Annotated in this window: 23 protein-coding genes and 1 pseudogene; 14 read left to right on the forward strand and 10 right to left on the reverse strand. The window is 51.6% G+C overall.

Translation table 11 applies throughout. The annotated features are described in order from the left end of the window. Positions 1 to 281 precede the first annotated feature (281 nt). The 8 genes from OGV94_RS13195 to OGV94_RS13230 all read left to right on the forward strand — a co-directional run bounded on the left by OGV94_RS13195 (position 282) and on the right by OGV94_RS13230 (position 6,822). A complete protein-coding gene (locus OGV94_RS13195; RefSeq protein ID WP_087050431.1) occupies positions 282 to 1,229 on the forward strand; it encodes a sugar-binding transcriptional regulator in 948 nt (315 codons plus the stop codon). Between the two features lie 70 nt (positions 1,230 to 1,299). Continuing rightward, the gene (locus tag OGV94_RS13200; RefSeq protein WP_043018051.1) at positions 1,300 to 2,106 is read left to right on the forward strand and encodes an SDR family oxidoreductase; all 807 of its coding nucleotides are present in this window, start codon (positions 1,300 to 1,302) and stop codon (positions 2,104 to 2,106) included. Between the two features lie 9 nt (positions 2,107 to 2,115). Further along, entirely contained in the window at positions 2,116 to 2,523 is a 408-nt protein-coding gene (locus OGV94_RS13205; protein WP_221922855.1) for a mannose/fructose/sorbose PTS transporter subunit IIA, read from the forward strand. Continuing rightward, positions 2,523 to 3,017, forward strand: coding sequence for a PTS sugar transporter subunit IIB (locus OGV94_RS13210; RefSeq protein ID WP_047407276.1), 495 nt, complete (start codon positions 2,523 to 2,525; stop codon positions 3,015 to 3,017). Before OGV94_RS13205 ends, OGV94_RS13210 begins: the two co-directional genes overlap by 1 nt. 65 nt (positions 3,018 to 3,082) lie before the next feature. Then, positions 3,083 to 3,880, forward strand: coding sequence for a PTS mannose/fructose/sorbose transporter subunit IIC (locus OGV94_RS13215; protein ID WP_047407279.1), 798 nt, complete (start codon positions 3,083 to 3,085; stop codon positions 3,878 to 3,880). A gap of 11 nt (positions 3,881 to 3,891) precedes the next feature. Continuing rightward, positions 3,892 to 4,716 (forward strand): PTS system mannose/fructose/sorbose family transporter subunit IID, encoded by an 825-nt coding sequence (locus OGV94_RS13220; RefSeq protein ID WP_047407282.1) that lies wholly within the window; start codon positions 3,892 to 3,894, stop codon positions 4,714 to 4,716. A 68-nt stretch (positions 4,717 to 4,784) separates the two neighbouring features. Beyond that, entirely contained in the window at positions 4,785 to 6,008 is a 1,224-nt protein-coding gene (gene sorE / locus OGV94_RS13225) for an L-sorbose 1-phosphate reductase (protein WP_221922856.1), read from the forward strand. A 1-nt stretch (position 6,009) separates the two neighbouring features. Next, complete coding sequence (locus OGV94_RS13230) at positions 6,010 to 6,822, forward strand: shikimate 5-dehydrogenase (protein ID WP_221922857.1); 813 nt, start codon at positions 6,010 to 6,012, stop codon at positions 6,820 to 6,822. Between the two features lie 46 nt (positions 6,823 to 6,868). On the opposite strand, the pseudogene OGV94_RS13235 reads toward OGV94_RS13230, so the two are convergent. Both OGV94_RS13235 and OGV94_RS13240 read right to left on the reverse strand, forming a co-directional pair. Then, positions 6,869 to 7,161 (reverse strand): annotated as a pseudogene (locus OGV94_RS13235) (type II toxin-antitoxin system CcdA family antitoxin). Between the two features lie 95 nt (positions 7,162 to 7,256). After that, a complete protein-coding gene (locus OGV94_RS13240; protein ID WP_200001592.1) occupies positions 7,257 to 7,622 on the reverse strand; it encodes a hypothetical protein in 366 nt (121 codons plus the stop codon). A 141-nt stretch (positions 7,623 to 7,763) separates the two neighbouring features. Here OGV94_RS13240 and OGV94_RS13245 point away from each other — a divergent pair, with 141 nt between their 5' ends. Continuing rightward, positions 7,764 to 7,925, forward strand: coding sequence for a phage protein (locus OGV94_RS13245; RefSeq protein WP_003841416.1), 162 nt, complete (start codon positions 7,764 to 7,766; stop codon positions 7,923 to 7,925). 208 nt (positions 7,926 to 8,133) lie between these two features. On the opposite strand, the gene OGV94_RS13250 is transcribed toward OGV94_RS13245, so the two are convergent. Together OGV94_RS13250 and OGV94_RS13255 are read right to left on the reverse strand one after the other, a co-directional pair. Next, on the reverse strand, positions 8,134 to 8,790 hold the full coding sequence (locus tag OGV94_RS13250; RefSeq protein WP_286523536.1) for a hypothetical protein: 657 nt from the start codon (positions 8,788 to 8,790) through the stop codon (positions 8,134 to 8,136). 578 nt (positions 8,791 to 9,368) lie between these two features. Then, the gene (locus tag OGV94_RS13255; protein WP_286523538.1) at positions 9,369 to 10,181 is read right to left on the reverse strand and encodes a hypothetical protein; all 813 of its coding nucleotides are present in this window, start codon (positions 10,179 to 10,181) and stop codon (positions 9,369 to 9,371) included. Between the two features lie 358 nt (positions 10,182 to 10,539). On the opposite strand from OGV94_RS13255, the gene OGV94_RS13260 reads away from it, so the two are divergent. The 3 genes from OGV94_RS13260 to pepE all read left to right on the forward strand — a co-directional run bounded on the left by OGV94_RS13260 (position 10,540) and on the right by pepE (position 11,926). Next, on the forward strand, positions 10,540 to 10,857 hold the full coding sequence (locus tag OGV94_RS13260; protein ID WP_100193831.1) for a type II toxin-antitoxin system RelE/ParE family toxin: 318 nt from the start codon (positions 10,540 to 10,542) through the stop codon (positions 10,855 to 10,857). Next, a complete protein-coding gene (locus tag OGV94_RS13265; RefSeq protein ID WP_100193830.1) occupies positions 10,850 to 11,128 on the forward strand; it encodes an addiction module antidote protein in 279 nt (92 codons plus the stop codon). Before OGV94_RS13260 ends, OGV94_RS13265 begins: the two co-directional genes overlap by 8 nt. Positions 11,129 to 11,236: 108 nt before the next feature. Continuing rightward, positions 11,237 to 11,926 carry a dipeptidase PepE gene (gene pepE / locus OGV94_RS13270; RefSeq protein WP_087052823.1) on the forward strand — a complete coding sequence of 230 codons (690 nt, stop codon included), beginning with the start codon at positions 11,237 to 11,239 and terminating at the stop codon, positions 11,924 to 11,926. 115 nt (positions 11,927 to 12,041) lie between these two features. On the opposite strand, the gene OGV94_RS13275 is transcribed toward pepE, so the two are convergent. Then, positions 12,042 to 13,673 carry a Na/Pi cotransporter family protein gene (locus OGV94_RS13275; protein ID WP_047407292.1) on the reverse strand — a complete coding sequence of 544 codons (1,632 nt, stop codon included), beginning with the start codon at positions 13,671 to 13,673 and terminating at the stop codon, positions 12,042 to 12,044. A 136-nt stretch (positions 13,674 to 13,809) separates the two neighbouring features. Further along, positions 13,810 to 17,493 carry a methionine synthase gene (metH, locus tag OGV94_RS13280; RefSeq protein ID WP_043018040.1) on the reverse strand — a complete coding sequence of 1,228 codons (3,684 nt, stop codon included), beginning with the start codon at positions 17,491 to 17,493 and terminating at the stop codon, positions 13,810 to 13,812. Between the two features lie 195 nt (positions 17,494 to 17,688). Here metH and iclR point away from each other — a divergent pair, with 195 nt between their 5' ends. Beyond that, the gene (gene iclR, locus OGV94_RS13285; RefSeq protein ID WP_043018039.1) at positions 17,689 to 18,513 is read left to right on the forward strand and encodes a glyoxylate bypass operon transcriptional repressor IclR; all 825 of its coding nucleotides are present in this window, start codon (positions 17,689 to 17,691) and stop codon (positions 18,511 to 18,513) included. Between the two features lie 86 nt (positions 18,514 to 18,599). Here iclR and aceK read toward each other — a convergent pair whose 3' ends face one another. The 4 genes from aceK to metA form a co-directional block, all read right to left on the reverse strand. Further along, positions 18,600 to 20,381, reverse strand: coding sequence for a bifunctional isocitrate dehydrogenase kinase/phosphatase (aceK, locus tag OGV94_RS13290; RefSeq protein ID WP_286523540.1), 1,782 nt, complete (start codon positions 20,379 to 20,381; stop codon positions 18,600 to 18,602). 102 nt (positions 20,382 to 20,483) lie between these two features. Continuing rightward, positions 20,484 to 21,788 carry an isocitrate lyase gene (gene aceA / locus OGV94_RS13295; protein ID WP_016155323.1) on the reverse strand — a complete coding sequence of 435 codons (1,305 nt, stop codon included), beginning with the start codon at positions 21,786 to 21,788 and terminating at the stop codon, positions 20,484 to 20,486. Between the two features lie 31 nt (positions 21,789 to 21,819). Then, the gene (gene aceB / locus OGV94_RS13300; RefSeq protein ID WP_286523541.1) at positions 21,820 to 23,421 is read right to left on the reverse strand and encodes a malate synthase A; all 1,602 of its coding nucleotides are present in this window, start codon (positions 23,419 to 23,421) and stop codon (positions 21,820 to 21,822) included. A 268-nt stretch (positions 23,422 to 23,689) separates the two neighbouring features. Continuing rightward, positions 23,690 to 24,619, reverse strand: a complete 930-nt coding sequence (gene metA / locus OGV94_RS13305) for a homoserine O-acetyltransferase MetA (protein WP_043018036.1) — start codon at positions 24,617 to 24,619, stop codon at positions 23,690 to 23,692. Between the two features lie 158 nt (positions 24,620 to 24,777). Between metA and OGV94_RS13310 the strand changes: the two genes are divergently transcribed. Continuing rightward, positions 24,778 to 25,203: acetyltransferase (locus OGV94_RS13310; protein ID WP_286513414.1), on the forward strand; the 426-nt coding region annotated here is incomplete at its 3' end.

Consider the following 25,203-nt stretch of genomic DNA (forward strand, 5'->3'; position numbering starts at 1 on the left):
CGAGCGCTATTTGTGATCCGCCCCGCCTTTTGACACAAAAGTGTCAGTGATCCATATCTGCAATTTTGTTGAATGAAAACAAGCAGAATCAAGACATTAGAGCGACAAGCACATATGTGCCAAAGACGCGCAATCACCACATCAAATGTGCAGCACAATCGGTCAGTTATTGACGCTGAAATAAGTGAAAATAGCTTTGAGATGTGAAACAGATGGGGTTATATCAGATCAAGAAGGCAATTTCGTGATTTGCACAAATGTGCAGGAGTCCCAAAATGGCGATGGAAAACAGCGATGATATCCGCCTGATCGTAAAAATCGCGCAGCTTTATTACGAGCAGGATATGACACAAGCGCAAATCGCCCGCGAGCTGGGGATTTACCGCACCACGATCAGTCGGTTACTAAAACGTGGCCGCGAGCAGGGTATCGTCACCATCGCCATTAATTACGACTACAACGAAAATCTGTGGCTGGAACAGCAGCTAAAACAAAAATTTGGCCTGAAAGAAGCGGTCGTAGTCTCCTGCGACAGCGAACAGGAAGATGAACAACTTAATATGATGGGCGTGCATGGCGCACAGTTACTGGAACGCTTACTGGAGCCCGGCGACATTATTGGTTTTTCATGGGGTCGCGCGGTACGGGGATTGGTTGAAGGATTATCCCCGGCCAACCAGTCACGCCAGCTTATCTGTGTGCCGATTATCGGCGGACCGTCCGGCAAACTTGAAAGCCGCTACCACGTCAATACGCTGACCTACGGCGCCGCGGCAAAGCTCAAGGGGGAATCGCACCTGGCCGATTTCCCGGCGCTGTTGGAAAACTCGCTGATCCGTAACGGTATTATGCAGTCCCGGCACTTTAAATCGATTTCCGCCTACTGGGATAATCTGGACGTCGCGCTGGTCGGAATTGGGTCTCCGGCAATACGCGATGGTGCCAACTGGCACGCTTTTTACGGCAGTGAAGAGAGTGATGACCTGCATGCCCGCCATGTGGCCGGAGACATTTGCTCGCGCTTTTACGATATCAACGGTGTAACCGTAGAGACCAGGATGAGTGAAAAGACGCTCTCCATCGAAACCAATAAATTAAAACAGGCGCGTTACTCCATTGGCATTGCAATGGGTGAAGAAAAATACACTGGGATATTAGGCGCATTACGTGGGAATTATATTAACTGTTTAGTCACCAACAGCCATACCGCTGAATTATTGTTGAAGTAAATATGTTTGAATTGATCCTGCCATAATTAATTTTATGTGGGATCCCCTTATCTGAAATTGGGAGTTTATTATGCAAACGTGGTTAAATCTGCAAGACAAAGTCATTATTGTTACCGGTGGTGCATCCGGAATTGGTCTGGCCATTGTAGAGGAGTTATTAGCGCAAGGCGCAAATGTGCAAATGGCAGATATTCATAGTGGCGAAGGTAAATATGAAAACCATAGCGGATATCATTTCTGGCCAACGGATATTTCCAGCGCTAAAGAGGTTAATCATACTGTTACTGAAATTATCCAACGCTACGGACGTATTGATGGACTGGTAAATAATGCTGGCGTTAACTTCCCGCGACTACTGGTCGATGAAAAAGCACCCGCCGGGCAATACGAACTGAACGAAGCTGCTTTTGAAAAAATGGTTAATATCAACCAGAAAGGTGTGTTCTTAATGTCGCAAGCGGCGGCACGCCAAATGGTAAAACAGCATAACGGCGTGATTGTGAATGTCTCTTCAGAAAGCGGACTGGAAGGCTCAGAGGGCCAAAGCTGCTATGCCGCCACTAAAGCCGCGTTGAACAGCTTTACCCGCTCCTGGTCGAAAGAGTTGGGCAAACACGGCATTCGTGTGGTTGGCATAGCACCTGGCATTCTGGAAAAAACCGGTTTGCGCACCCCCGAATATGAAGAAGCGCTGGCCTGGACCCGCAACATCACCGTCGAACAACTGCGTGAGGGTTATACCAGGAACGCGATCCCGATTGGTCGCTCAGGACGTTTAAGCGAAGTCGCTGATTTTGTTTGTTATCTCCTCTCAGAGCGCGCCAGTTATATCACCGGAGTAACCACTAACATTGCGGGCGGAAAAACGCGCGGCTAAGGAGGTTTTATGGTCAATGCAATCTTCTGCGCTCACGGCAATCTGGCCTGCGCCATGCTGGAATCGGTACAGATGGTCTACGGCGATGCCAACGTCGAAGCCGTGGCATTTGTCCCTGGGGAGAACGCCAGCAACATCGTGGAAAAACTGAAAAAGTTAGTAAGCGTTCACACTGGCGATGAATGGCTGATTGCCGTCGATCTGCAGTGTGGCAGTCCCTGGAATGCTGCCGCTACGCTGGCAATGAAAAATCCCGCTATTCGGGTTATTAGCGGGTTGTCGCTGCCATTGGCGCTGGAACTGGTAGACAACCAAAGCAGTATGAATGTGGATGAACTGTGTGAACACCTGACGACCATTGCTCAACAAACCTGTGTCGTCTGGCAACATCTGGAAACGACCGAAGAGGATTTCTGATGAACATTACCCTTGCTCGTATCGATGACCGCTTGATTCACGGTCAGGTCACCACCGTCTGGTCGAAGGTGGCGAATGCCCAACGAATTATTATCTGCAATGACGACGTTTATAACGATGAAGTACGGCGCACATTATTACGTCAGGCTGCCCCGCCAGGAATGAAGGTTAACGTCGTTAATCTCGAAAAAGCAGTCGCTGTTTACCATAACCCGCAATATCAGAGCGAAACCGTTTTTTATCTGTTTACCTGCCCGCAGGATGCTTTAGCAATGGTAAAACAAGGGGTAAAAATCGCCACGTTAAATATTGGCGGCATGGCCTGGCGGCCAGGTAAAAAACAATTAACCAAAGCGGTCTCTTTAGATGATGACGATATCAAAGCTTTTCGTGAGTTAGATAAATTGGGGGTTACGCTGGATTTACGCGTCGTCGCATCGGATCCATCAGTTAATATCCTTGAAAAAATAAAAGAACAATCGCTCGCTGAATAAATAAAAATGCCTGTGTATTTATGCTTTAACAGGCAGGGATGATCACATTCACAAGGTGACATATTATGGAAATAAGTACCCTACAAATTATCGCCATATTTATATTTTCCTGTATTGCCGGAATGGGCAGCGTGTTGGATGAGTTCCAGACCCACCGTCCGCTTATTGCTTGTACCGTTATCGGGCTGATCCTCGGTGATTTAAAAACCGGGATTATGCTCGGCGGCACGCTGGAGTTAATTGCTCTGGGTTGGATGAACGTCGGCGCAGCGCAGTCTCCCGATTCAGCGCTCGCCAGTATTATCTCCGCCATTCTGGTTATCGTCGGTCAGCAAAGCATTGCTACCGGTATCGCCATCGCCCTGCCCGTCGCGGCGGCAGGTCAGGTACTGACGGTATTCGCCCGTACCATCACCGTGGTGTTCCAGCACGCGGCGGATAAAGCAGCCGAAGACGCCCGCTTTCGCACCATCGACATGCTGCACGTTTCCGCTCTCGGCGTACAGGCGCTGCGCGTTGCCATTCCTGCATTAATCGTCTCGCTGTTTGTCAGCGCGGATATGGTCAGCAGCATGCTCAACGCCATTCCGGAATTCGTCACCCGCGGATTGCAGATTGCCGGCGGCTTTATCGTGGTGGTCGGTTACGCCATGGTGCTGCGCATGATGGGCGTGAAGTACCTGATGCCCTTCTTCTTCCTCGGATTTATTGCCGGAGGGTATCTCGATTTGAGTCTGCTGGCTTTCGGTGGCGTGGGCGTGATCATCGCGCTGGTCTACATCCAGTTAAACCCACAGTGGCGTAAAGCCGAACCGCAGGCGCAACCCGCCTCTTCCCAAGCTCTCGACCAGCTTGATGACTAATGGAGCCAGCCATGGAACAGAAAAAACTGACCAAATCCGACCTGTTTAGCATGTTTGTTCGCTCCAACCTGCAACAGGCATCATTCAACTTTGAACGTATTCATGGGCTGGGCTTTTGCTACGACATGATCCCTGCCATCAAGCGCCTGTATCCACTGAAAGAGGACCAGGTTGCGGCACTCAAACGGCACCTGGTGTTCTTCAATACCACACCTGCCGTTTGCGGCCCGGTAATTGGCGTGACCGCCGCGATGGAAGAAGCTCGCGCCAACGGCGCGGAAATTGACGATGGTGCAATCAATGGCATCAAAGTTGGGCTGATGGGTCCGCTGGCCGGCGTCGGCGATCCGCTGGTATGGGGAACGCTGCGCCCGATTACCGCCGCGCTCGGCGCATCGCTGGCACTGTCCGGTAACATTCTCGGCCCGCTATTGTTCTTCTTTATTTTCAATGCAGTACGTCTGGCAATGAAGTGGTACGGCTTACAGCTTGGCTTTCGTAAAGGGGTCAACATCGTCAGCGACATGGGCGGCAACCTGCTGCAAAAGTTGACCGAAGGCGCATCAATTCTTGGCCTGTTTGTCATGGGGGTGCTGGTCACCAAATGGACCAGCATCAACGTACCACTGGTGGTATCGCAAACGCCTGGCACAGACGGTACCACCGTCACCATGACCGTGCAGAACATTCTCGACCAACTCTGCCCCGGCCTGCTGGCGCTGGGTCTGACGCTGCTGATGGTGCGGCTACTCAACAAGAAAATTAATCCGGTGTGGCTGATCTTCGCCTTGTTTGCGCTGGGGATTATCGGTAACGCGCTGGGCTTCCTGTCCTGATTTTTCCGCCCCGGCGATGCTGGGGCTACTTCAACAAATTGTCCTCGAAAGAGGAAGAGGTGGTAACAATGCAAACAACAACAGCTTTACGCCTTTATGGTAAACGCGATCTGCGCCTGGAAACCTTCGATCTTCCTGAAATGCAGGATGATGAAATTCTTGCTTCCGTCGTAACCGACAGCCTTTGCCTTTCTTCCTGGAAAGAGGCTAATCAGGGTGAGAACCACAAAAAGGTGCCAAATGATGTGGCCACCAATCCAATCATTATCGGCCACGAGTTCTGCGGCGATATTATTGCCGTGGGGAAAAAATGGCAGCACAAGTTTCAGCCCGGCCAACGCTATGTCATTCAGGCTAACCTGCAACTGCCGGATCGCCCGGACTGTCCCGGCTACTCCTTCCCATGGGTGGGCGGTGAAGCCACGCACGTCATCATTCCTGATGAAGTCATGGAGCAGGACTGCTTGTTGGCTTACGAAGGCGAAACCTATTTTGAAGGTTCATTGGTTGAGCCACTGTCCTGCGTGATTGGCGCATTCAACGCCAACTATCACCTGCAGGAAGGCACTTATAACCATAAGATGGGCATTCGTCCGCAGGGGCGTACGTTAATCCTCGGCGGCACTGGGCCAATGGGACTACTGGCGATCGACTACGCGCTGCATGGTCCGGTTAACCCGGCGCTGCTGGTAGTGACCGACACCAATAACGACAAGTTGAGCTACGCCCGCAAGCACTATCCGTCAGAGCCACAAACGTTGATCCACTACCTTCACGCCCAGGATGCAGCTTATGACACATTGATGGCATTGAGCGGCGGCCATGGGTTTGACGACATCTTTGTATTTGTACCCAACGAAGAGCTGGTCACGCTGGCCTCTTCCCTGCTGGCTGCCGATGGCTGCATGAACTTCTTTGCGGGTCCGCAGGATAAGCAGTTTAGCGCGCCGATTAACTTCTACGACGTGCACTACGCCTTTACCCATTATGTTGGGACATCTGGCGGCAATACCGACGATATGCGCACGGCGGTAAAACTGATCGAAGAGAAGAAGGTTCAGGCCGCAAAAGTGGTGACGCACATTCTGGGGCTGAATGCGGCTGGTGAGACAACGCTGGAACTGCCAAAAGTCGGTGGCGGGAAAAAACTGGTCTACACCGGCAAAGCCTTTCCGTTAACCGCGCTCACCCAGATTGATGATTCAGCCCTGCGTGACATCCTGGAGCGCCATCAGGGGATTTGGTCGCAGGAAGCCGAACAGTACATATTGTCTCACGCCGAGGAAATTTAACATGATTAACCGCGACACCCAGTTGTGCATGTCGCTTGCCGGCCGCCCCGGCAACTTCGGCACACGTTTTCACAACTATCTGTATGAAAAGTTGGGGTTAAATTTTATCTACAAAGCCTTTACCACGCAGGATATTGAGGCCGCGGTGAAAGGCGTTCGCGCGCTAGGCATCCGCGGCTGCGCGGTATCGATGCCGTTTAAAGAGAGCTGCATGCCGTTTCTGGATGCCATCGATCCTTCCGCAAAAGTCATTGACTCTGTCAACACCATCGTCAATGACAACGGTAAGCTGACAGGATTTAACACCGACTACATTGCGATAAAAAGCCTGATTGCCAGCCACCAGCTTGATACCCACGCACGCGTCATGATCCGCGGCAGCGGTGGAATGGGTAAAGCGGTTATCGCCGCGTTTCGCGATGCCGGTTTTCGCGATGTGATCGTCGCCGCCCGCAATCGTGAGAGCGGCCCGGCGCTGGCAAAACAGTACGGTTTCCAGTGGCAGCCTCAGCCGGAAGGGATTACCTGCGATATTCTGGTCAACGTGACGCCCGTCGGCATGGCTGGCGGTAAAGAGAGCGATGAACTGGCCTACAGCGAAGCAATGGTCGCTGCCGCCAGCGTGGTGTTTGACGTCGTCGCCCTGCCGCCGGAAACACCGGTAATCAAACTGGCACAGCAATTAGGTAAAAAGACCATCAGCGGTGCAGAGGTGATTGCCTTACAGGCCGTGGAGCAGTTCGCCATGTACACCGGCGTACGCCCGGATGACGCGCTAATCGCCGAAGCGGCGGAATTTGCGCGGGCGGGGTAAAAAGCAGGAACAGAGCGCCAGGGATGGGCGCTCTAATAGCCATTAATCAGAATGTCCTTTGAAAATCACTGAACGAACCGTTTTCTTCCACCCATTGATTTAATGCTTCTATCGATTTTTTATTATCCAGCAACCATTCTTCGCGTTTGTTCTCGCGAAATTTTTCGATTAGGGCTTCGGTTAAAACCGCTGACAGATTGATTTTAAGCTTGCGCGCCTCTTCCAGGATCTCTGGAGTCAGAGAGACATTGACTGATTTTTTACCTTAAACACTGTGCGCATGATAACCCCCATAGCAGTACGCATGACACACCTAAGGTGTGCGTAATAAGCGAGCATTTCCTGTTCCCGGCCGGCAAATCATCATGTCACACTAAGATGGTTGCACAGGTCTGTCACGCCCCGAAGAAGAAGTCTGCGAGGCGTTTTCCAGATTAGTTGAGGGGATCGCGAGCAAACAGCTGCTGGTCAGCTTTCACTTCCAACTGCGCCAACGCGGGAATCAACTGGCTGATGTTTACCAGACTGTGTCCTAACTGGCATATGCTCTCATACTCAAAATGTTCCTGACCTTCACCCGCCATGGTCAGCAGGCTTTCGCCCATAAAATTCAGCGTCTGGTACAACCCTGCCAGCGCCTCTTCACAGCCAAACGATAGCGCCAGATTTTCTTCGGTGGTGAGATGGCTACAATCAAGATGGCGAAACGCCTCGGCGAGTGGAAAATAAAGCAGATCGGCCTGTGAAATGAGAGAAGAAGACGCAAAACAGGCGTTAGTGGTACTATTAGCATCAGCCATAGCATTACCTCGTATAATGTTGTGGTAAGACGCCCTGATCGTGTTCCCGCACTTTCGGGGCGTTGTCATTTTTGGTGTGTGAGAGTAATGTGTCATCACACATACTCACACTACTCTTATGTAATTAAGGTGTCAACACACATGAACGAAAGAAGAGGCAATCCCCCGTTTCAATTCCGTCTGGATCCGGAACTGCGCAAAGCGATGGAAGAAGCACAACGGCAGGATGGCGATGAATCGTTGGCAGCCTGGATTAAACGAGTGATTAGAAAAGAGCTGAAACAGAAAGGGATCGAAGTGTAAGAGGCAGTACTTTATATCGCTTTTCTGAAGGTCTGTTTAGAGCGAAAAACGGAAGTTCGCAGTTAAATCGCCACTGGTTTAACAATTGGGCTGCCCACACTCGATTAGGAGTACTTACTAATTGATTGAGAAGAAGATGTTCGCATATTATCAGTTAATCTCCAAGCAGCCATCATATGCGTGTTTTTAATATTATTTATATGACACTTTATATTTTTGAAAACGACATTAATGTATTGACTGGTGATAATTTATCTTTTAACTTATTGATTCTATCTCTATTTATTTCTGTAAAATTCAAACTTCTCTTTATTTCTTCAATGTTTTTCATATACATCTCTTTTACGAATAAAGGTATGTAATTATCATTTTCTATCAATGAACAATGCTTTTTAAATTCAACATCCTCATCTATTTCTTTTTCATCTAAAGCTCCAAGACTGTTGAGCTTTAGGATTAGCATTGATCTCATTACGATATCCAGTTGCATTGTTGCTTTTAATAGCAACGGCTCTACAGGTGTTGGGAGTAACACTCCCTTGTCGACAACATTGTCTGGCGTTAATACTCGTGTATTTCCATTAACGACGGTGCCTCTAGTGCTAAGATCAAATCCACGGTGTACAATTGAATTCCTTAGCGTCCTAAAATAAAAAAGGTTACTGCCTATTGTTATTTTGATATCTTCCTGTATACAATTATTATTATCTTTCATGTAATCTATTAGTGAAAATATAGACTCAATGTAAACGCCATGATTAAATCTTAGGTGTTCAATATTTGCGGGCGGTGGGGTTTCAAGTAATGCTGTCTGCGCATTATTTATTTTCGTTAGATACCAATCAATCGAATTTAGTAATTCCATATTTATACCATTCTTGTTATTAAGAACCTTGTGATTTTTGAGATTAGAGATTAATTTCTTCTCTTCGAAAGTTCATAAAGTTGGCACTGTGTGAACAAAGTTAACTGACTTATGAGGAGCGCAGTAACCAAAACTTGTTCTTCCAGTTTAGCCTTAACTTGCGTATAACTTCAAGACTAACCCCTCTATATCAGTCTGCCAGCGACGCTTTGTCATGCTTGTATTTATTTTCCATAACGTCATTCAATCCATATTGTTAAGAGGGGTAAAGTGGATGGCTTCGTTGAGACGACCCGGTGCAAATTGAGCGTATCCCATTAACATCTTAATGTCAGCGTTATCATCCCTACAAAACTACCGATCCACTATAAGAGAGTCTCCGGCATTCCAACTTCTGCTTTTGGCTGTGAGCGGACATGCCCGGTGCATTGCTGAGTGCTGTCATGAGGGTTTGCCAAACAACATAGTGCTTTTCAAATTATTCTGACTATTTCCATATGATGCTATTTCTCGAGGTTCAATGCGACTTACTTTCTCAAAGAGGCTTTCTCAAAGAAGCCGGATTATCTTCGACATACTTATTGATGGGAAAAATAACCAGAGGACATCATTTCAAAATCACAAACATTACCGACTTTAAATTTTTCAAATTCATCCATATTTACCCCTGGTATTGTTGATAACGACCAATAGTAATAACAGAGCAACCACTTGTATTTATCTTTAACTCTTTGGGTAGTTACTGATTCATAAATCTTATATATATCCTCCATTTCAAGCTTCACGTCTGACTGATTATTCCCTTCTCTATTTATAATATGAGGAGAAAAATGCACTATGTAGCTAGAAGCGTTTTTAACAATCATAGTGAGGTTGTGTCCGCTCACATCTGGAATAATATCATCGTCAATTAATATTCTAGGATAAACTGACTTTGTAGATTCAAGCATGTAAGCTTTCTCGAGCGCTTTAGAGGATAAAAATGAGAAATTGTGTTTTTTATTAGTTTTTTCAATGTGTTGACCTTGGGAAATCCCGCCTCGAATGAACAAACCTTCAAAGCTTAGATGTGCAGACAATACTTGGCATAAAAATAATATATTAAAAAAAGAAGTTTCTTTATTTGTATTTTTAGGGTGCGTTATGATGATACTATCAGAGAAAAACCTCACTTCTAGTCTGCTTGTATCTGTAAAGCCACGAACGGTAACATTTTCCAATAATTCCAAAGATGAAGTCAGAGCTCTTTCATACCTTCCACGCAGATTAAATCGCCCATCAAAGAATTCATCAGATTTATTTTTATATCCTAGAACATCTAAAAACGCGCAGTAGTAAAGCTCACTGTCCAATGTGAAATCATCTATTTTATTCCAGTTATCTGATGCCATATTAACCACCTAACGTTAAGATTTCTAATGATTTTCATATATTAATTTCATTATGGAATTAATTGACAAGAAATCAACATTTTTTTTGCGTAAAGAATTTGAATGTTTTGGAAGTTGATATGACTTGCCCCCACTGATTGATGCAGATAGATGATAACAATGTCCTCTATTGGCACAAAGCAGCCCCTCTCCCCCGTTATCGTTTCTCGTATCAACCGCAGCGTCCTGATAAACTACGTATTATTGCGAGACACTTTCCTGCTTCCTCCAGCAAGCATTTCCCCTTACTCCCCATTTTTTTACTCTCTAGTCTCAACTTGTCAATTCATAATGTAGTTTATAAAATACATGGAACGTCATCATGGAAATTCTTCAGACAATGGTTTTCCAGCGTTGGGAGCACAACCTACGGGACAGGAGAGCTAAAACGCTCATTGCTACACGCCTTTTTCGTTTAGCGAATGGTTTAGCTGGTGATGTTAAACCTGTTGGAGAAGGCGTCAGCGAAATGCGCATTTCATACGGTCCTGGTTACAGGATTTACTTTAAACAGCAAGGCTGCCGCATCATCATTTTGTTATGTGGGGGCGATAAAAGCTCACAAGCCAACGATATTACTCTTGCAAAAATGCTCGCCTGTTCACTGAATTATCAGGAGATCTTCCGCCATGAATAAACTTACTCAGTACGATCCCGCCACTGCGCTGGTTGATGATGAAGAAATTGCCGTGTTTATGGCCGATGCCCTCGAAACAGGCGATGCAACGTACATTGCAAAAGCACTGGGCGTGGTGGCTCGCGCTAAGGGAATGGCGAACATTGCGGCAGAAACGGGATTATCCCGCGAGCAGCTTTATCGCTCTTTTAGTGAGAAAGGAAACCCGACGCTGAAAACCACGCTGGCTGTGATGAAGGCGCTCGGTATTGGATTTACACTTAAAAAATAGCCACAGCTTCTGTCCCCCTTCCAACATCGTGAGCCATATCAGTGAGGCGTTATACTGACGGTGGTAACATGACTGCGGTTGGTAATTTTCTGATTACATGGAGAAATGATGGAACTGCTTTTATTGAGTAACTCGACGCTGCCGGGCAAAGGTTGGATGGAACATGCGCTGCCGCTGATTGCTGAACAACTGAATGGTCGCCGTACGGCGGTGTTTATTCCGTTCGCTGGCGTGACGCAAACCTGGGATGAGTACACGGCGAAAACGGCAGCCATCTTTGCGCCAATGGGCGTCAACGTTACGGGTATTCATACCGTTGTCGATCCGATTGCCGCTATTGAAAATGCAGAGCTGGTGATTGTCGGCGGGGGTAATACCTTCCAGTTACTGAAAGAAAGCCGCGAACGCGGACTGCTGGCGCCGATTGTGGATGTCGTCAAACGCGGTGCGCTGTATATCGGCTGGAGCGCGGGTTCCAACCTTGCCTGCCAGACCATCCGCACCACCAACGACATGCCGATTGTCGATCCAAAAGGCTTTGATGCCCTGGGTCTGTTCCCGCTGCAGATTAACCCACATTTCACCAACGCGCTGCCGGAAGGCCACAAAGGAGAAACGCGTGAACAGCGTATTCGCGAGCTGCTGGTTGTGGCGCCAGAGCTGACGGTAATTGGCTTGCCGGAAGGTAACTGGATTAAGGTGAGTAACGGTAAGTCCGTGCTCGGCGGCCCGAACACCACGTATATCTTTAAAGCGGGTGAAGAGGCGGTTGCCGTTGAAGCAGGCCACTGCTTTTAGTTGATTTATTGTCTGATGCCGGATGGCGGCTTCGCCTTATCCGGCCTATATGGTAGACGACAGCATTGCCGGATGGCGGCATAAATGCCTTATCCGGCCTACCGCTTCACCTCACTCAATAATCATCCCGCTCATCGTCTTCATCCGGCTGTTCCAGCACGCTGTAAGCCACTGAACAAAACAGCGAGTTCAGACGCTGCATATCGCCCAACAGCGCCAGGTGCAACGAGCTGGTCTCGATGCTCTGCACGTTCTGCTGATGCAAACGGTCAACGTGCGCATGCGAATAACGACGGTTGAGAATACGGAAGCGGTGCTTGCTGCGGCGCAGACGGCGGGCGCTGGTCACATCACCTGAGAAGAACACCGACATTGCCAGTTGCAGATTGCTGAGCAACTGATCGTAGAGCGCATCCAGTTCTTTTAGCCCTTCGACAGAGAATGCCCGGCGGGCGGCCAGCGACTTATCGGCTATCTCGCTGCCCATACGTTCGACAATATCGGAAGCCTGCTCGAGGTTGAGCGACATTTCGATAATCTCCGCCCAACGGCGTGATTCCTCTTCCGCCAGCTCATCCTTTGGCATCCGCGCCAGATAGAGCTTAATGGCCGTGTATAGCACGTTAATGTCGTCCGCCATCCTGCGCAGCTCTTTCTCTTCCCGCGGCTCGCCGTGCATCACCTTCTTCAGCCCGTCCATCATCTGCTCCATCGCGTCGCCAATGCGCAAAGCTTCACGGGCGGCATTAGCCAAAGCGAGCGTCGGCGTATCCAGCGCGCTAACGTCCAGATGTTTGGGCTTCAGATGCGCATCAAGTTCTGGCTCATCGCGGATGATGCGCTTACAAAAACGCGCCATCGGTTCGGCGAACGGCACCATCGCCACGCAGCGCACCAGGTTGTAGAAGACGTGGAAGTAGATAACCAGTTCAGATTTCGCCAGCGGCAGTTCATCCATCAGATTAGCCAGCGGATGAACAAACGGCAGGATAATCAGGCTCCCCACCAGCTTAAACAACAGACTGCCGAGCGCCACTCGGCGGGCGGCGGCGTTCGCGGCGCTGTTATTCAACATCGCCAGCAGGCCAGAGCCGAGGTTGGCGCCAATCACCAGACACAACGCCACCGGGAACGAGATAATGCCTGCGGCGGTCAGTGTGGCCGTCAGCAGCACCGCCGCCAGGCTGGAGTAACTGATAATCGCAAACATGGCGCCAATCAGCGCATCCAGCATGATATCGCCGGTGAGCGAGGCGAAAATAACCTGCACACCATTCGCCTGGGTGATCGGCGTTACTGCCTGCACAATCAGCTCCAACGCCAGTAAAATCAATCCCAGCCCAATACCAACCCGCCCCAGTTGCCCCACGCGGGACTGCTTACGTCCGAGAAAGAAGATCACGCCGATAAAAATCAGCAGTGGCGACAGCCAGGAGAGGTCGAAAGTCAGGATACGCGCCATCAGCGCGGTCCCCACGTCGGCGCCGAGTACAATCACCAGCGCAGGGGTGAGCGCCACGAGATCTTGCGCGACAAACGAAGTGACCAGCATGGTGGTGGCGTTGCTGCTTTGCACCAGCGCCGTCACGCCGATACCCGCACAAAAGGCGAGCGGCTTCTTTTCAACACTACGGCTGAGGACGGTACGCAAGCGGGCGCCAAAGACACGCATCACGCCGGTACGCACAATATGCGTACCCCAAACCAGCATCGCGACGGCAGAAAGCAGGTGTAACAGAGTTAACACGGAATCAGGTACTCCTTATCGTTATATGTTCCTGAGGCCGAAGCCTTCTTTCAGTATAAGGGTTTAAACGTAATAAAGAGACAGGGCACTCAATGAGTGCCCTGTTTGTTGTAAATAAAGATGACAGTTTTGTGAATCAATCAGCGTCGTAGCCGAGGTTTGGCGCTAACCAACGTTCGACTTCCGCCACGCTCATGCCTTTACGGAAGGCATAATCTTCAACCTGATCGCGCTGGATTTGCGCCACGGCGTAGTACTTGCTGTCCGGATGACTGAAATACCAGCCGGAGACCGACGCGCCTGGCCACATCGCAAATGATTCAGTGAGCTTCATCCCGGTGTGCGCTTCCACGTCCAGCAGTTCCCAAATGGTGGCCTTTTCAGTGTGTTCCGGGCACGCCGGATAGCCCGGCGCCGGGCGAATCCCCTGGTAGTTTTCGCGGATAAGTTCCTCGTTACTGAGATTCTCATTCGCCGCATAGCCCCAGTAAACTTTACGCACGCGCTCATGCAGATACTCCGCGAATGCTTCCGCCAGACGGTCAGCGATCGCTTTCACCATGATCTTGTTGTAGTCGTCATGCTGGGCTTCAAAGGCGTCCGCCAGCGCATCTTCCTCCAGACCGCCGGTAACCGCGAAAGCACCGATGTAATCCGCTTTGCCGCTCAGTTTCGGCGCGACAAAGTCAGACAGGCAATAGTTGGCGAAACCGACTTTTTCCGTCTGCTGGCGCAGGTGATGACTCACGTTGATGACATGCGTACGCGTCTCGTCACGGTAAATCTCGATGTCGTCACCCACGCGATTGGCCGGGAATAAACCCACCACGCCGCGCGGATTCAGGGTCTTCTCAGCGCTGAGTTTATCCAGCATGTCGTTGGCATCTTTGAACAGGCGCTTCGCCTCTTCTCCTACCACCTCATCTTCAAGAATGCGCGGATATTTCCCGGCCAACGACCAGGTCATAAAGAACGGCGTCCAGTCGATGTAATTGCGCAGGGTTTCGATGCTGGCTTCCACTTCCTGCACGCCGAGGCGGTGCGCCACCGGCGGCGTGTAGTTTTCCCAGTCGAAGGCCAGATCGTTGTCGCGAGCGACCTGTAACGTTACCGGCGGGGTACGCGGTTTCTTACGCGCATGCTGAATACGCACGGTTTCGTACTCTTTACGCGTACGGGCGACAAAGTCATCACGCTGGGTGTCTGAGAGCAGCGCAGCCACGACGCCAACGGTACGCGAGGCGTTTTGCACGTAAACCGTCGGGCCACTGTAGTTCTGCTCAATTTTCACCGCGGTGTGTGCTTTCGAGGTGGTCGCACCGCCAATCAGCAGTGGGATGGTGAAGCCCTGACGCTCCATCTCTTTCGCCACGTTGACCATTTCGTCCAGCGACGGGGTAATCAGCCCGGAAAGGCCAATCAGATCGGCATTCACTTCTCGCGCCGTTCTGAGGATTTTCTCCGCGGGCACCATCACGCCAAGATCGACGATTTCGTAGTTGTTACATTGCAGCACCACGCCAACAATGTTTTTGCCGATATCGTGCACATCGCCCTTCACGGTCGCGATGACCATCTTGCCGTTGCTGGAACCTTTCTCTTTGCTGGCCTCAATGTACGGTTCGAGGTAGGCCACCGCCTGCTTCATCACGCGAGCGGATTTCACCACCTGCGGCAGGAACATTTTTCCCTCGCCGAACAGGTCGCCGACCACGTTCATGCCGTCCATCAGCGGTCCTTCAATAACCTCGATCGGACGCGCAGCTTGCTGGCGCGCTTCTTCGGTATCCAGCTCAATAAACTCGGTAATGCCTTTCACCAGCGAGTATTCGAGGCGCTTTTTCACGTCCCAGGTGCGCCATTCCGCCATCTGGGCATTCGCCGTGTCGTCGGTTTTACTGCCGCGATATTTCTCAGCCAGCTCCAGCAGTCGTTCGGTGCCATCGTCACGGCGGTTAAGGATCACGTCTTCAACCGCATCGCGCAGCTCGGCGGGCAGGTCGTCATAAATCGCCAACTGTCCGGCGTTGACGATCCCCATGTCCATACCGTTGCGAATGGCGTAGTAGAGGAATACCGCGTGAATAGCTTCACGTACCGGGTCGTTGCCGCGAAACGAGAATGAAACGTTTGAAACACCGCCGGAGATCAGCGCATGCGGCAGTTCGCGTTTGATGTCCTCACAGGCGCCGATAAAGTCCTGCGCGTAGTTGTTGTGCTCATCAATACCGGTCGCGACGGCAAAGATGTTCGGGTCAAAGATAATGTCTTCCGGCGGGAAGCCCACTTCTTCGGTAAGAATTTTGTACGCCCGACGGCAGATCTCGATTTTACGCGCGCGGGTGTCGGCCTGCCCCTGCTCGTCAAAAGCCATCACCACCACCGCGGCACCGTAGCGACGCAGAAGCTTCGCGTGATGAATAAAGGTCTCAACCCCCTCTTTCATCGAGATGGAGTTAACGATGCCTTTACCCTGAATGCACTTCAGCCCTTTCTCGATAACGTCCCATTTCGAGGAGTCGATCATGATCGGTACGCGGGCGATATCCGGTTCACCGGCGATCAGGTTGAGGAAACGCACCATTGCCGCTTCGGCGTCGAGCATCCCCTCATCCATGTTGATATCGATAATCTGCGCGCCGCTTTCCACCTGCTGGCGGGCGACATCCAGCGCTTCGCTGTATTTCTCTTCTTTGATCAGGCGTTTAAATTTCGCCGAACCGGTGACGTTGGTGCGCTCGCCGACGTTCACAAACAGGCTGTCGTCGCCGATGTTCAGCGGTTCAAGGCCGGACAGGCGGCAGGCAACCGGGATTTCCGGCAAACGGCGCGGCGGCAAGCCATCCACCGCGCGGCTCATGGCGGCGATGTGTTCCGGCGTGGTGCCGCAGCAGCCGCCGACCACGTTGAGAAAGCCCGCCTGCGCCCACTCGCGGATTTGTGCCGCCATGGTGTCGGCGTCGAGATCGTATTCGCCAAAGGCGTTTGGTAAACCGGCATTCGGGTGCGCGGTCACGTAGCATTCGGCAATGCGCGACAGTTCCTGCACGTACTGGCGCAGCTCGTCCGGACCTAAGGCGCAGTTCAGGCCGAAAGTCAGCGCATCCGCGTGGCGCAAGGAGTTATAGAATGCTTCGGTAGTCTGGCCGGAAAGCGTACGCCCGGAAGCATCGGTGATGGTGCCGGAGAGCATAATCGGCAGCTCAACGCCCAGCGCTTCGAATTCGGTTTTCACCGCAAAAATAGCGGCTTTGGCGTTCAGGGTATCGAAGACGGTTTCAATCAGGATCAGGTCACTGCCGCCTTCCACCAGCGCTTTGGTAGATTCACGGTAGGCGGCCACCAGTTGATCAAAGGTAATGTTGCGGTAAGCCGGGTCGTTAACGTCAGGCGAGATAGACGCCGTACGGTTGGTTGGGCCGAGCACACCCGCGACATAGCGCGGTTTTTCCGGCGTGCGCGCAGTCCATTCGTCTGCCGCCGCACGCGCCAGTTTAGCTGCCGTAAAGTTGATTTCCGCCGACAGGGATTCCATCTGGTAATCCGCCATGGCGATAGTCGTGGAGTTAAAGGTGTTGGTTTCGATGATATCCGCGCCCGCCTCAAAGTAGGCGTTATGGATCGCGGCGATCACCTCCGGTTTGCTGAGCACCAACAGGTCGTTGTTGCCTTTCAGATCGCACGGCCAGTCGGCAAAGCGTTCGCCGCGGAAATCCTCTTCGCTCAGACGATATCCCTGGATCATGGTGCCCATACCGCCGTCCAGCACCAGAATACGTTCATTTAACTGCTGACGTAATTGTTCTACTTTGCTGCTCACACTCGCTCCCGACAACGCTCAACCAGACCGAAAAAAACTCAACAGGCCATACTGGCACAAACCTGAGAGGTGGAAAAGGGAACAACGGCCAACATGAGACATGTTCAGCTTCACTCATCCGATCAGTACAGGAATTCTTGCATTATAATTGAATAAAACGAAAATGATTTCCACGATACAGAAAAGGAGTCCGCCATGGTTGCCACAATCCCCGCGAAACGCGGTAGAAAACCCGCCGCTGCTACTGCGCCTGCAACCGGGCAGGTTCAGTCTCTGACCCGCGGCCTGAAGCTACTGGAGTGGATTGCGGAATCCAACGGCAGCGTGGCGCTAACCGAACTGGCACAGCAGGCTGGCCTGCCAAATTCCACGACTCACCGTTTATTGACCACCATGCAGCAGCAGGGTTTTGTCCGCCAGGTCGGTGACTTAGGACACTGGGCCGTCGGTGCACATGCGTTTATCGTCGGCAGCAGCTTTTTACAAAGCCGTAATTTGCTGGCGATTGTCCACCCGATCCTGCGCAAGCTGATGGAGGACTCCGGTGAGACGGTAAACCTGGCCGTGCTGGATCAAAGCGACCATCAGGCCATTATTATCGACCAGGTGCAGTGCACCCAGCTGATGCGCATGTCCGCGCCTATCGGCGGCAAACTGCCGATGCACGCTTCCGGCGCGGGTAAGGCGTTTTTATCCCAACTGAGCGAAGAACAGGTGACTGGCCTGCTACACCGTAAAGGCCTGCACGCTTACACCCACGCCACGCTGGTGTCGCCGGTGCATCTGAAAGAGGATTTGGCCCAGACGCGCAAGCGCGGCTATTCCTTTGATGATGAGGAACATGCGCTGGGCCTGCGCTGCGTGGCGTCATGCATTTATGACGAGCACCGCGAGCCGTTCGCCGCTATTTCCATTTCCGGACCCATTTCGCGCATTACCGACGATCGCGTGACCGAGTTTGGCGCTATGGCGATCAAAGCGGCGAAAGAAGTGACGCTGGCGTATGGCGGGATTCGCTAAGATGGGATTGCCGGGTGGCGGCTACGCCTTATCCGGCCTACTGTCCAGGGTTAGTGCAGATTTGTAGGCCTGATAAGCGTAGCGCATCAGGCACGGCGCACATTGCCGGATGGCGGCGCAAGCGCCTTATCCGGCCTACGGTCGGTTTCATAACGTACGCTGAACCGTTGCCGACGCCGGTAGGCGTAAACATCTTCCACGTGACCGTTTTTGATGCGCGTCTGTAGGCCGCGCCAGTAGTCAGCGCTGAACAGGTCAGCGTGCATCTCTTCAAATAGCGGCCCGATACGCGGGTCGGCACAAAGCCAGTGACGAAACTCTTCCGGGAAGACATCTCCCGGCGATACGCTGTACCAAGGCTCAGCGCTCATCTCATCTTCCGGGTAGCGTGGCGGCGGGATATGGCGGAAATTCACCTCCGTCATGTAGCATATTTCATCGTAGTCGTAGAACACCACGCGCCCGTGGCGGGTCACGCCGAAGTTCTTAAACAGCATATCGCCGGGGAAAATATTGGCGGCAGCCAGTTGGCGAATCGCGTTGCCGTACTCTTCAATGGCATCGCGCAGCTGCTGGCCTTCGACCTGCTCCAGCCAGATATTCAGCGGCACCATCCGTCGTTCGATATACAGATGGCGAATGACAATCTGATCGCCGAGATCGGTAATTTTTTCCGGGGCTTCCTGCAATAACAGCGCCATCAGCGCCGGATCGATTTGCCGTTTATCCAGCACAAAGTTCTCGAACTCCTGAGTGTCAGCCATTCGCCCAACACGATCGTGCTCTTTGACCAGCTGATAGCAGGCGCGGACGTGGGCGGCAGACATCTCTTTTTGCGGGGCAAATTTGTCTTTGATGATTTTAAACACCCGGTCAAAGCCCGGCAGGGTAAACACCAGCATCACCATGCCGCGAATACCCGGCGCTTCGATAAAATGCTCATCGCAATGGGCAAGATAGAGCAGATACTCGCGGTAACTTTCGGTCTTCGCGTGTTTCTGACAGCCAATCGCCATGTACAGTTCGGCGGTGGTTTTTCCGGGCAGGATCTCGCGCAGCCACTCCACCAGCGCCGCAGGCAACGGAGCGTACACCATAAAATAGGAGCGGGCGAAGCCAAACACAATGCTCGCCTCCGCTGTCGTGGTCAGACAGGTATCGACAAACAGTTCGCCTTCGTCAGTCCGGTGGATTGGCAATAAAAACGGCAGCGTCCCGGAAGGGGTAATCAACTTACCGACCAGCCAGGCGGCCTTGTTGCGATAAAACAGTTCGTTCGCCACCTGTAAATGGCAGCCCAGCAACACATCCGCTCCCAGGGTTTCGGTCAGGTGTTCGATGATGAAGTGGATATCACGATGTTTGTTCTGCCACGGTAGGCGCAGGGGCAGATCGCCGAGAACGCGCGTAAGCAGCCACTCCCAGCCGGTATCAGGAAAGAAGTCTTTCGCCAGCGGACGTGGGATCGTGCGAAAACGGCGCTCTGGCTGAGAACTGAAAATAAACAGCCGCTCGGGAGTCAGCGAGCGGTGGTCAAATAACCGGCAGTAGACGGAGTTAAAGAAACTCTCCGCAATCTCGAAGCGTGGGTAATCCGGCAGTAGCCGGGTGTAATGCTCTTTCACGCGAAGTAAAAAATCCGCGTCGGTACTTTTACCGTCAGTAATGCAGCGCAGCTGCTCCACCACCAGACCCACGTGATGATCGTAAAGGTGAATACGGCTTTTCATCGCCTGCTGAACCGCATGCCAGTCGGCATGTTCAAAACGCTGCTGCGCGCCGGAGGTGACTTCCAGAAAACGCCCGTACTGGGCGTCGAAACCTTGCAAGATAGTCTGAGCAATCAGTAATTCCAGGCCACGCGTCATCGATTTCTCCCATCCGGCACAACGTCATGCCGGATGGCGCGTTCGCTTATCCGGCCTACATCCCTTCGTAGGCCCGGTAAGCGCAGCGCCACCGGGCATTAATCAAAACTGCGATTCTTCGGTCGAGCCGGTCAGCGCGGTCACCGAGGAAGTACCGCCCTGAATGATGGTGGTGACTTTATCGAAGTAGCCTGTACCCACTTCCTGCTGATGGGATACGAAGGTGTAACCGTCTTTAGCCGCCGCAAATTCTGGCTGCTGAACCTTCTCAACATAGTGGCGCATGCCTTCGCCCTGCGCATAGGAATGCGCGAGGTCGAACATGTTGAACCACATGCTGTGGATGCCCGCCAGGGTAATGAACTGGTATTTGTAACCCATATCCGACAGCTGCTGCTGGAAGCTGGCAATGGTTTTGTCGTCCAGGTTTTTCTGCCAGTTAAACGACGGCGAACAGTTGTAGGCCAGCAGTTTGCCTGGGAATTTCGCGTGAATCGCATCGGCAAAGCGCTTCGCCAGTTCGAGGTCCGGCGTGGAAGTTTCACACCACACCAGATCCGCATACGGTGCGTAGGCCAGGCCACGACTGATCGCCTGCTCAATGCCCGCATGCGTACGGTAGAACCCTTCGCTGGTACGTTCGCCGGTGATGAACTCGCTGTCGTAAGGGTCGCAATCAGACGTAATGAGATCGGCTGCGTCAGCATCAGTACGCGCAATCACCAGCGTCGGAACACCCATGACGTCTGCTGCCAGACGGGCGGCCACCAGTTTCTGGATAGCTTCCTGAGTCGGAACCAGCACTTTGCCGCCCATGTGACCACATTTTTTCACCGATGCGAGCTGATCTTCGAAGTGAACGGCCGCTGCACCAGCCTCAATCATCGATTTCATCAGTTCAAACGCGTTCAGTACGCCACCAAACCCAGCTTCCGCATCGGCAACAATCGGCAGGAAGTAATCGACATAGCGCGGATCGTTCGGCTCAATACCGGTTGACCATTGGATCTGATCGGCGCGACGGAATGTGTTGTTGATCCTGTCCACCACTGCCGGGACCGAGTTCGCCGGATACAGCGATTGGTCTGGATACATGCTGGATGCCAGGTTGGCATCTGCCGCCACCTGCCAACCTGAAAGGTAGACCGCTTCAATACCGGCTTTAGCCTGTTGCAGCGCCTGACCGCCAGTCAGCGCGCCGAGGCTGTTGATATAACCTTTCTTCGATTCGCCGTGCAGCAGACGCCACATTTTTGCCGCGCCAAGCTGCGCCAGCGTACATTCCGGGTTGACCGAGCCACGTAATTTCACCACTTCCTCCGCGCTATATGGACGGGTGATGCCTTCCCAGCGCGGTTGAGTCCATTCTTTCTGTAATTCTTCGATTTGTTGAGTACGGGTTTTCATGTGCAGATGCTCCATATTGTTATGTGGTGGATTACGCCAGCAGGCGGTAACCTGGCAGGGTGAGGAAGTCGATTAAGTCATCTGATGTGGTGATTTGTTCCATCAGGCGCGCGGCATCGTCAAAACGCCCGCTGCTGTAGCGGTGCTCGCCCAGTTCGTCCTGAATCACCAACATCTCTTCGGCCAGCATCTGACGGAACAGCGGTTTGGTAACCGGCTTACCGTTGCTGAGCGTCTTCTGGTGGTGGATCCACTGCCAGATGGAGGTACGGGAGATTTCGGCGGTGGCCGCATCTTCCATCAGACCGTAAATCGGTACGCAGCCGTTACCGGAGATCCACGCTTCGATGTACTGCACCGCGACACGGATATTGGCGCGCATGCCTTCTTCAGTACGCTCACCTTCACAAGGTGCCAGCAGTTGTTCTGCGGTAATCGGCGCATCTTCTTCACGGGTCACGAATAGCTGATTTTTGTTTTCACCGAGTACGTCGTTGAACACCGCCATAGCGGTATCTGCCAGTCCCGGATGGGCAATCCATGTGCCGTCATGACCGTTATTCGCTTCCAGCGCTTTGTCCGCTTTTACCTTGGTCAGAACCTGGTTGTTACGTTCCGCATCTTTGCTGGGAATGAACGCCGCCATGCCGCCCATCGCGAACGCGCCGCGTTTATGACAGGTTTTAATCAGCAGACGCGAATAGGCGCTGAGGAATGGCTTATCCATCGTCACCACCTGACGGTCCGGCAGCACGCGATCCGGGTGGTTCTTCAGCGTTTTGATATAGCTAAAAATGTAGTCCCAGCGACCGCAGTTCAGGCCCACAATGTGGTCACGCAGGGCGTGCAGAATTTCGTCCATCTGGAAAACAGCCGGCAGCGTTTCAATCAACAGGGTCGCTTTAATGGTGCCGCGCGGCAGGTTAAAGCGGTCCTCTGCATAGCTGAACACTTCGCTCCACCATGCCGCTTCTTGCCAGGCCTGTGTTTTTGGCAGATAGAAATAAGGGCCGCTGCCTTTCGCCAGCAACGTTTTGTAGTTGTGGAAGAAATAGAGGGCAAAGTCGAACAAGCTGCCTGGGATGGATTCGCCACGCCAGGTGACGTGTTTTTCCGGCAGGTGCAGACCACGAACACGACACACCAACAGAGCCGGATTGGGTTTGAGCTGATAAATTTTACCCGCTTCATTGGTATAGCTAATGGTGCCATTGACCGCATCGCGCAGGTTGATCTGCCCGTCGATAACTTTGCTCCACTCAGGAGCCAGCGAATCTTCAAAATCAGCCATAAAGACTTTGACGTTCGCGTTCAGCGCGTTGATGACCATCTTGCGCTCAACCGGTCCGGTAATCTCTACGCGGCGATCCAGTAAATCATCAGGAATTCCGCGGATCTTCCAGTCACCCTCACGAATGGAAGCCGTTTCCGAAATAAAATCAGGCAACTTACCGTCATCAATATCCTGCTGCTGCTGGATACGCGCAGCCAGAAGTTTATTCCGCTTTGGCGTAAATCTTGTCACCAGCTCGGTAAGAAACTCTATCGCTTCAGCGGTCAGAATTTGTTGCTCCTGTTCGCCGCCCGGCCTGGTAAAGACCAGTTCATCGGTTGTCGTTGCCTGTTGATTCATTGCGTAGTTCCTCGTCATTGATCCAAACACATCCCCAATGCGAACGAAGGATCGTTGTGCGGTTTTCGTTCAGCACAACTAAGACTACTCATTTAAATTTCAAAATCAAAAACAATTTCCATTTTTAATTTAATTATCAATTAACTTATTGATAACAATATAAATTAAATTTAATTACATGATGAGGTGCGTTTCGGAAATAAAAAAGGCACCCGAAGGTGCCTGATTCAACATGCTGAAACGCTTAAGGATCGTCTGCTACAGAAGATTAATCCAGCGTTGGATTCATGTGACGCAGATCATATGGCGTGATCTGGTAGACGTAATAGTTGAGCCAGTTGGTGAACAACAGATTGCCGTGGCTACGCCAGGTTGCCCGCGGTTTGTTTTGTGGGTCATCTTTCGGGAAATAGTTATAGGGAACTTCCGGCGTTAAGCCCGCTTCGACGTCACGAAAATATTCGCTGCCGAGTGTGTGATCGTCATACTCAGGATGACCCGTCACGAAGGCAATACGTTTATCTTTGCTGGCAAACAGGTAAGCATCTCCCTCTTCGGTTTCAGCAAAAATCTCGAGATCGGTGTAGTCGCGGATAAGCGCAGCAGGGAAATCGGCATAGCGCGAATGCGGGGCCAGGAACGCATCATCAAATCCACGCGTCAGCAGCGCATGAGGGTGAAGAATATGGTGCTCATAGACGCCTGAGAGCTTATCCGTGCGGGTTTGCTTGGGAATTCCGTACAGGATATTCAACGCGGCTTGCACCGCCCAACAGACAAATAGCGTCGATGTAACATGATCTTTCGCCCATTCAAGCACTTGTTTAATCTGCGGCCAGTAAGCCACATCATTAAATTCAACCAGGCCCAACGGCGCGCCGGTCACAATCAGTCCGTCAAAGTTCTGATCGCAGATATCCTCGAAATTACAGTAAAAGTTATTCAGATGCTCCGTTGGGGTGTTGCGTGACTCGCGGGCATCGATGCGCAATAGCTGAACATCTACCTGCAGCGGTGAGTTAGAGAGTAAACGCAGAAACTGGTTTTCCGTTTCAATCTTCTTGGGCATCAGGTTGAGGATGAGCACCTTCAGTGGACGAATTTCCTGACCGGAAGCGCGGGATGTCGTCATCACGAAGACGTTTTCCTCACGCAAGAAATTGACGGCGGGTAGCTCGTCCTGCACGCGAATTGGCATAACCTGATAACCTCACTACATACGCTTAAACGTTTAGACATCCAGATAGCTGAAGATACCCAGGAATTATGCGAATGTCGAGCCTGCATCCTCAAGTTGAGAAAGTTTCACGGCTCCTTGCTGTAGAATAGTGGAGTAAAGAAAAAAAGGAGAATGCTATGACCATTACCATTCGTCGTTCGCGTCAGGACGAAGGAGATAAGTTAGTTTCTATTTGGTGTCGTTCAGTAGATGCCACACACCATTTCCTCTCTGCGGATTATCGGATTGAGCTGGAGGAGCTGGTACGTTCATTTTTACCTGAAGCCCCTCTATGGGTTGCAGTGACAGAACAGGATGAGCCCGTCGCCTTCATGCTCCTTACCGATAAGCATATAGATGCGTTGTTTGTCGATCCGGATGTGCGTGGGAGTGGTGTGGGTAAGTTGCTGATTGAACATGCTTTATCAATGAGTTCAACGCTAACAACCAACGTTAACGAACAGAATGAGCAGGCAGTTGGATTCTATAAGAAGATGGGATTTAACGTGACGGGACGTACAGAAGTGGACGATCTCGGACGGCCGTACCCGTTACTCAACCTC

This window comes from Citrobacter sp. Ce006, from assembly GCF_030336535.1.
GTDB lineage: Bacteria > Pseudomonadota > Gammaproteobacteria > Enterobacterales > Enterobacteriaceae > Citrobacter > Citrobacter europaeus.

Excerpts from the sequence above, each read along its gene's own strand:
- OGV94_RS13210 (WP_047407276.1), top strand. The coding sequence starts at position 2,523 with ATGAACATTACCCTTGCTCGTATCGATGACCGCTTGATTCACGGTCAG.
- OGV94_RS13230 (WP_221922857.1), top strand. The coding sequence starts at position 6,010 with ATGATTAACCGCGACACCCAGTTGTGCATGTCGCTTGCCGGCCGCCCC.
- aceK (WP_286523540.1), bottom strand. The coding sequence starts at position 20,381 with ATGACGCGTGGCCTGGAATTACTGATTGCTCAGACTATCTTGCAAGGT.
- OGV94_RS13265 (WP_100193830.1), top strand. The coding sequence starts at position 10,850 with ATGAATAAACTTACTCAGTACGATCCCGCCACTGCGCTGGTTGATGAT.
- OGV94_RS13195 (WP_087050431.1), top strand. The coding sequence starts at position 282 with ATGGAAAACAGCGATGATATCCGCCTGATCGTAAAAATCGCGCAGCTT.
- metA (WP_043018036.1), bottom strand. The coding sequence starts at position 24,619 with ATGCCAATTCGCGTGCAGGACGAGCTACCCGCCGTCAATTTCTTGCGT.
- OGV94_RS13200 (WP_043018051.1), top strand. The coding sequence starts at position 1,300 with ATGCAAACGTGGTTAAATCTGCAAGACAAAGTCATTATTGTTACCGGT.
- aceA (WP_016155323.1), bottom strand. The coding sequence starts at position 21,788 with ATGAAAACCCGTACTCAACAAATCGAAGAATTACAGAAAGAATGGACT.
- OGV94_RS13250 (WP_286523536.1), bottom strand. The coding sequence starts at position 8,790 with ATGGAATTACTAAATTCGATTGATTGGTATCTAACGAAAATAAATAAT.
- pepE (WP_087052823.1), top strand. The coding sequence starts at position 11,237 with ATGGAACTGCTTTTATTGAGTAACTCGACGCTGCCGGGCAAAGGTTGG.
- iclR (WP_043018039.1), top strand. The coding sequence starts at position 17,689 with ATGGTTGCCACAATCCCCGCGAAACGCGGTAGAAAACCCGCCGCTGCT.
- OGV94_RS13255 (WP_286523538.1), bottom strand. The coding sequence starts at position 10,181 with ATGGCATCAGATAACTGGAATAAAATAGATGATTTCACATTGGACAGT.
- OGV94_RS13245 (WP_003841416.1), top strand. The coding sequence starts at position 7,764 with ATGAACGAAAGAAGAGGCAATCCCCCGTTTCAATTCCGTCTGGATCCG.
- OGV94_RS13220 (WP_047407282.1), top strand. The coding sequence starts at position 3,892 with ATGGAACAGAAAAAACTGACCAAATCCGACCTGTTTAGCATGTTTGTT.
- OGV94_RS13240 (WP_200001592.1), bottom strand. The coding sequence starts at position 7,622 with ATGGCTGATGCTAATAGTACCACTAACGCCTGTTTTGCGTCTTCTTCT.
- OGV94_RS13205 (WP_221922855.1), top strand. The coding sequence starts at position 2,116 with ATGGTCAATGCAATCTTCTGCGCTCACGGCAATCTGGCCTGCGCCATG.
- OGV94_RS13215 (WP_047407279.1), top strand. The coding sequence starts at position 3,083 with ATGGAAATAAGTACCCTACAAATTATCGCCATATTTATATTTTCCTGT.
- aceB (WP_286523541.1), bottom strand. The coding sequence starts at position 23,421 with ATGAATCAACAGGCAACGACAACCGATGAACTGGTCTTTACCAGGCCG.
- sorE (WP_221922856.1), top strand. The coding sequence starts at position 4,785 with ATGCAAACAACAACAGCTTTACGCCTTTATGGTAAACGCGATCTGCGC.